At 65.4% G+C, this 5,000-nt stretch carries 4 protein-coding genes; 3 read left to right on the top strand and 1 reads right to left on the bottom strand.

What is annotated here, in order from left to right; translation table 11 throughout:
• From Q1W68_RS17930 to xdp1, 3 genes are all read left to right on the top strand, one after another.
• Window positions 1-365, top strand: a 365-nt coding sequence (locus Q1W68_RS17930; RefSeq protein ID WP_300717215.1) for a sigma-70 family RNA polymerase sigma factor, incomplete at its 5' end; no start/stop codon positions are given.
• Between the two features lie 174 nt (window positions 366-539).
• Window positions 540-3,371, top strand: a complete 2,832-nt coding sequence (gene prsT / locus Q1W68_RS17925) for an XrtA/PEP-CTERM system TPR-repeat protein PrsT (RefSeq protein WP_300648576.1) — start codon at window positions 540-542, stop codon at window positions 3,369-3,371.
• Between the two features lie 142 nt (window positions 3,372-3,513).
• Window positions 3,514-4,287 carry an exosortase-dependent surface protein XDP1 gene (xdp1, locus tag Q1W68_RS17920; protein WP_300648574.1) on the top strand — a complete coding sequence of 258 codons (774 nt, stop codon included), beginning with the start codon at window positions 3,514-3,516 and terminating at the stop codon, window positions 4,285-4,287.
• 77 nt (window positions 4,288-4,364) lie between these two features.
• On the opposite strand, the gene Q1W68_RS17915 is transcribed toward xdp1, so the two are convergent.
• The coding region (locus Q1W68_RS17915) for a HAMP domain-containing sensor histidine kinase (RefSeq protein WP_300717214.1) at window positions 4,365-5,000 on the bottom strand (636 nt) is incomplete at its 5' end.

Genomic DNA, 5,000 nt, shown 5'->3' with positions numbered 1-5,000 from the left:
TCCGCAAGATCATGAAGATCGCCAAAGAGCCGATCTCCATGGAAACGCCGATCGGCGACGACGACGATTCGCACCTGGGCGACTTCATCGAAGACCAGGCCAACACCGCGCCCATCGAGGCCGCGATGCAGGCCGGCCTGCGCGAAGTGGTCAAGGAAATCCTCGACAGCCTCACGCCGCGCGAAGCCAAGGTGCTGCGCATGCGCTTCGGCATCGAGATGTCCACCGACCACACGCTGGAAGAAGTCGGCAAGCAGTTCGACGTGACCCGCGAACGCATCCGCCAGATCGAAAGCAAGGCGGTGCGCAAGCTCAAGCACCCCAGCCGCTCGGACAAGCTGCGCAGCTTCATCGACACGCTGTAAGCGCGTCAGGAGAACCTCAAAAAGGGGGAGCCATCGGCTCCCCCTTTTTGCTGGCAGAAACACACAGACCCACCGGAAACAGGGACGTGCAATAAACGCTCGCATCGTGACCCATGCAGCGCCGCATGCATTCGTGGGAGCCACTGAATTGAAACTTTCAGTGAAAATAGCTACATGAAACAACAGACTTCGCGCCCGTTCGCCACGCACTCCGGCCTCCATTCCATGCTGCTCGCGTCGCTCTTGTGCGTCGCGGGCAGCCTGGCATTTGCCCAAGGCAGTCCGTCCGCATCGCGCTTTTACGAAGACGCACTGCAACGCTACGAGAAAAAGGACTACGCGGGTTCCGTCATCCAGCTCAAGAACGCGCTGAAAGAGAACCCGAACAACCTTCCCGTGCAACTGCTGCTGGGCAAGGCGTTGCTGGAGAACGGCGATGTGGCCGCCGCCGAAGTGGCATTCAACGAAGCCTTGCGACTGGGCGTGAATCGGGCCGAGGTGGTGGAGCGGCTCGGGCAGGCCATGGTTGCCCAGGGCAAGCAGCTGACCATGCTGGCCCACCCCGCTTTGCAAACGGCAGGGCTGCCCAACGGACTGCAATTGCGCATGCACTTGCTGCGCGCGGGCGCGCAAGCCGACCTCGGGCAGATCGCCCCCGCCTTGCAGTCCATCAACCAGGCCCGGCAGCTGGACAGCAGCGCACCCGATGTGTGGCTCGCCGAAGTGCCGATCCGCATCCGCAGCAAGAGCTTCGCCGAGGCGCTGCAGGCGGTGGACCGAGCGCTCACGATCGCCCCCAACATGGCCGAGGCCCACTACCAGAAAGGATCGATCCTGCACGTGCAGGGCGACCTGCCCGGTGCGACAGCCGCTTACGCGCGCGCCCTGCAACTCGAGCCCAACCACGTTGAAGCCCTGATCGCCCAGATCGGTCTGCACCTGGACTTCAACCGGCTGGACGACGCGGCCCGCGACGTGGCCAGCTTGCAGCGTGTGTCACCCAAAGAGCCGCGCGGCTCCTACTTCAAGGCCTTGCTGGCCGAGCGCAAAGGCCAGGTGCCACAGGCGCAGGCAGCCCTGCGCGAGGTGACCTCCCTGCTGGACCCGGTGCCCATGTCGTTCATGCGCTACCGCTCGCAACTGCTCATGCTCAACGGCCTGGCCCACCACGGGCTCAACGAACCGGAAAAAGCCCGGCAATACCTTGAGGCGTTCCTGCGCACCCAACCCAACAGCCCGGTCACCCGCCTGCTGGCGCGCATCTACCTCAGCACGGGCAGCGTGAACGAAGCGGCCACGCTGCTGGAAAACTACCTGAAGAACCAGCCCGGCGACGGCCTGGCCAGCAACCTGCTGGGGTCGGTCTACATCGCGCAGGGCAAACACGCGCGGGCGGCCACCCTCATGCAGCAGACGCTCAAATCGCAAGACCTGCCCGAGTACCGCACGACGCTGGGCATGAGCCTGCTCGGCGCCGGCCAGACCGCCAGCGCGCTGGCCGAGTTGGAAGCCGCCTACAAGAAAGACCCGAAACAATTGGCCGCCGCCATCGTGCTGGCGCAGCTGTACCTGCGCGAAGGCCAGCCGGCCAAAGGGCTGGCGCTGGTCCAGACCCTGGTGAACCAGCAACCCGCCAACGCCGGCCTGCAAAACCTGCTGGGCTCCGCCCACGCGCAGAACGGCGACCCCAAAGCCGCCCGTGCCGCCTTCGAGAAGGCCGCGCAACTGTCGCCCGACCTGACCCAGGCCCAGCTCAATCTGGCGCGGCTCGATCTGGACGCCCGCGCACTCGATGCGGCCGAGCAGCGCCTCACCAATGTGCTCAAAACCAACCCACGCGACACCGATGCCTTGGCCGACATGGCCCGCGTGGCCGACCTGCGTGGCAAGACAGCCGAAGCCCAGACGTGGCTGGAAAAGGCGCGCGACAACTCGGGGCCGCGCGAACTGCGCTGGAACCTCGCCCTGATCGATCTGCACCTGCGCGCCGGGCGGCCCGAACAAGCGCTGGCCGAGGCCAAGATTGCCCAAGGCAAATCGTCCGACAACATCACCGGCCTGCTGCTCTACAGCCGCGCCCAACTGGCCATGGGCGATGCCATGGGCGCGCGCGGCACCCTGGGCAGAGCCACGCGCCTGGCCGATTTCGACGCCGATCTTCAGGTCGAGATCGCATCCCAGCAGCTGGCGGCGCAAAACCTCGACGGGGCTTACTACAGCCTGGACAAGGCGCTCACGGGCCAACCCGACTCGCTGCCTGCCCAGGTGCTCATGGCGCGGGTGGAGCTTCAGCGCGGCGAGGTGGCCAAGGCCGAACAGCGTGCGCGCAACATCGTGCAGAAGTACCCCCGTCGCGCCGTGGGCCACACCTTGCTGGGTGATCTCGCCCTCGCACAAAACAAACCGGGCCCCGCACTGGAAGCGTTCCGCAAGGCCCATGCCACGGAGCCATCGAGCGGCTCCACGCTGCGGCTAATGCAAACGCTGGAAACCCAGGGCAACGACAAAAGCGCGCAGGAAACCGCCCTCCAGCGGCTCCGTCAAACCCCCCGAGACACCAACGTCCTGCACGCGCTCGCCAGCCTGCACGCGCGCGCCGGTCGTCCTGCGGAAGCCGCCAAGAGTTACCAAAGCCTGTTGTCGTTCCAGCCGCAAGATGTGCCGGCCCTGAACAACCTGGCCAACGTGCAGATCAAACTCGGCGACAAGACCGCCCTGCAGACCGCCGAAAAAGCCCATGGGCTGGCGCCCGCGAATGCCCTGGTGATCGACACGCTGGGCTGGGCGCACCACCACTTCGGCCAGCAGGACAAGGCCTTGAGCCTGCTGCGCGATGCCCGCCTGCGCGAGCCATCCAACCCCGAAATCCGCTACCACCTCGCCAAGGTGCTGGCACAGAGCGGCCGGCGTTCCGAAGCCCAGGAAGAATTGCGCGAAGCGATGAAGACCGGGCGCCCATTTGAAGGCGCCCAGGAAGCGGCCGAGCTGCTGAAGACCCTCAACTGACGTCGAGTTTCTTTACAGTCCTCCGCCCAGCCCACTTGCAAGACGATGTAACTGTTTGATTGTCCTTGTACTTGTTTGCCTGGCCCGATTCATGCTTCTTTGCCTACAAGGCACTCCTTGTGTTTGCAAAAAGGTCCATGACATGAAACAAGAAATTGGCATTTCCCCCGCCTTCCGCGCCTTGGCCATCGGCGGCCTCCTGGGCATGGCAGCCTCGGCTCAAGCCGCCACCTGGAACCTGGGCGGGTGCGCGTTGACCGCCACTTCGGGCGGCTACAGCTCTTGCAATGGCGTCGAGGTGCGCGCCAGCTCGACATCAACATCGACGGCGGGCTCTGGTGCCGTCAGTGCAACCGTTGTGTCGTGGGGCGGGAGCAGTGGCGGATTGGGCGTCAGCAAAGGGGGCACCGAAACAGCCAGCGGCCCACATGCGCTGGACAACTACAACGGCTTGGACGCACTGATCTTCAAATTCACGGAAGCCGTTTCGTTGAACAGCCTGACGCTGGGTTGGAACGGAACCGACAACGCCACGACGACGGGGTCGGGCTCATCCACTGTGAATTACAACGACTCGGACATGTCCGTCTTTGCATGGACGGGGCTGTCGGCCACTCCGACGGGCTTCGTGTCGTCGGTGACCGGCTGGACATTGATCGGCAACTACGCGAACGTCGGCTCGAATGCAGGCAACACGCAGAACGTGTCCACCCCCATTTTTTCCAGCTACTGGCTCGTGAGTGCCTATGAGGGAGGCTCCAAGTCGTACACCGACGCATTCAAGCTCCTCTCCATCGCCGGAAACGTCGCCCCACCGACCACGGGCGTGCCGGAACCCGGTTCACTCGCCCTCCTGGGCTTGGGTGCCTTGGGTCTGATGGCGGCTCGTCGCCGCCAGAAAAAACCGACGATCTGACCCGACCGGCCTTGAGCCCGTCCACATGACCAAGGGAGCCCGCCGGGCTCCCTTTCTTTTTGTCTGCCGCCCTGCGGTCACGCGGGGGGCAATGCCACGATCACGGACAGGCCAGGCCGGGCATTGCGCACGGCAAACGTGCCGCCGTGCGCCTGTGCCACGAGACGGCACAGGTACAGACCCAGGCCCACGCCTCCAGCGCTGCGGGTGCGGGCGGTGTCGGGGCGGAAGAAGGCCTGCGCCAGGTGGGGCAACTGGTCCTCGGGCACGCCGGGGCCGTGGTCGCGCACTTCGATTTCGATGGCCTGCCCTGCATCACCGCTGCGGCGGATGTGCAGTTCCACCGGCAGAGGCGCGTCGGCGCTGTGGCGCAGTGCGTTGTCGAGCAGGTTGCGCAGCAACAGGCGCACGCGCACGCGATCCAGCGGCAGCGTGGGGAGATTCGCAGATGTTTGCAGCCGGATGTTGCGCGCGGCGGGCTGGGTGATGGCGAGTTCGTCGACCACCTCGCGCGCCAATTCGGCCGGGTCGGTGGCTTCGCGGTGCAGCGCGGCGTGCCGGCCGGCCAGGCGCTCGCTCTCCAGCAAGTCGCTGATGAGCCGGGTCATCTCGGCCAGGTCGCGCAGCAAGGCATCGCGCTGCGGCGTGACCTCTGCGGTGTCGGGCAGCAACTCGGTGTTGAGCCGGGCGCGCGTGAGCGGGCTGCGCAGCTC

This window comes from Hydrogenophaga sp. (genome assembly GCF_030158645.1).
Classification (GTDB): Bacteria; Pseudomonadota; Gammaproteobacteria; order Burkholderiales; family Burkholderiaceae_C; genus Hydrogenophaga.
Note: the sequence above shows the minus strand (reverse complement) of the source record. Positions and strands in the feature narration are given on the sequence as shown.

What these genes read in the sequence shown, in the direction of transcription:
- prsT (WP_300648576.1), top strand. Translation starts at nt 540, where the DNA reads ATGAAACAACAGACTTCGCGCCCGTTCGCCACGCACTCCGGCCTCCAT.
- xdp1 (WP_300648574.1), top strand. Translation starts at nt 3,514, where the DNA reads ATGAAACAAGAAATTGGCATTTCCCCCGCCTTCCGCGCCTTGGCCATC.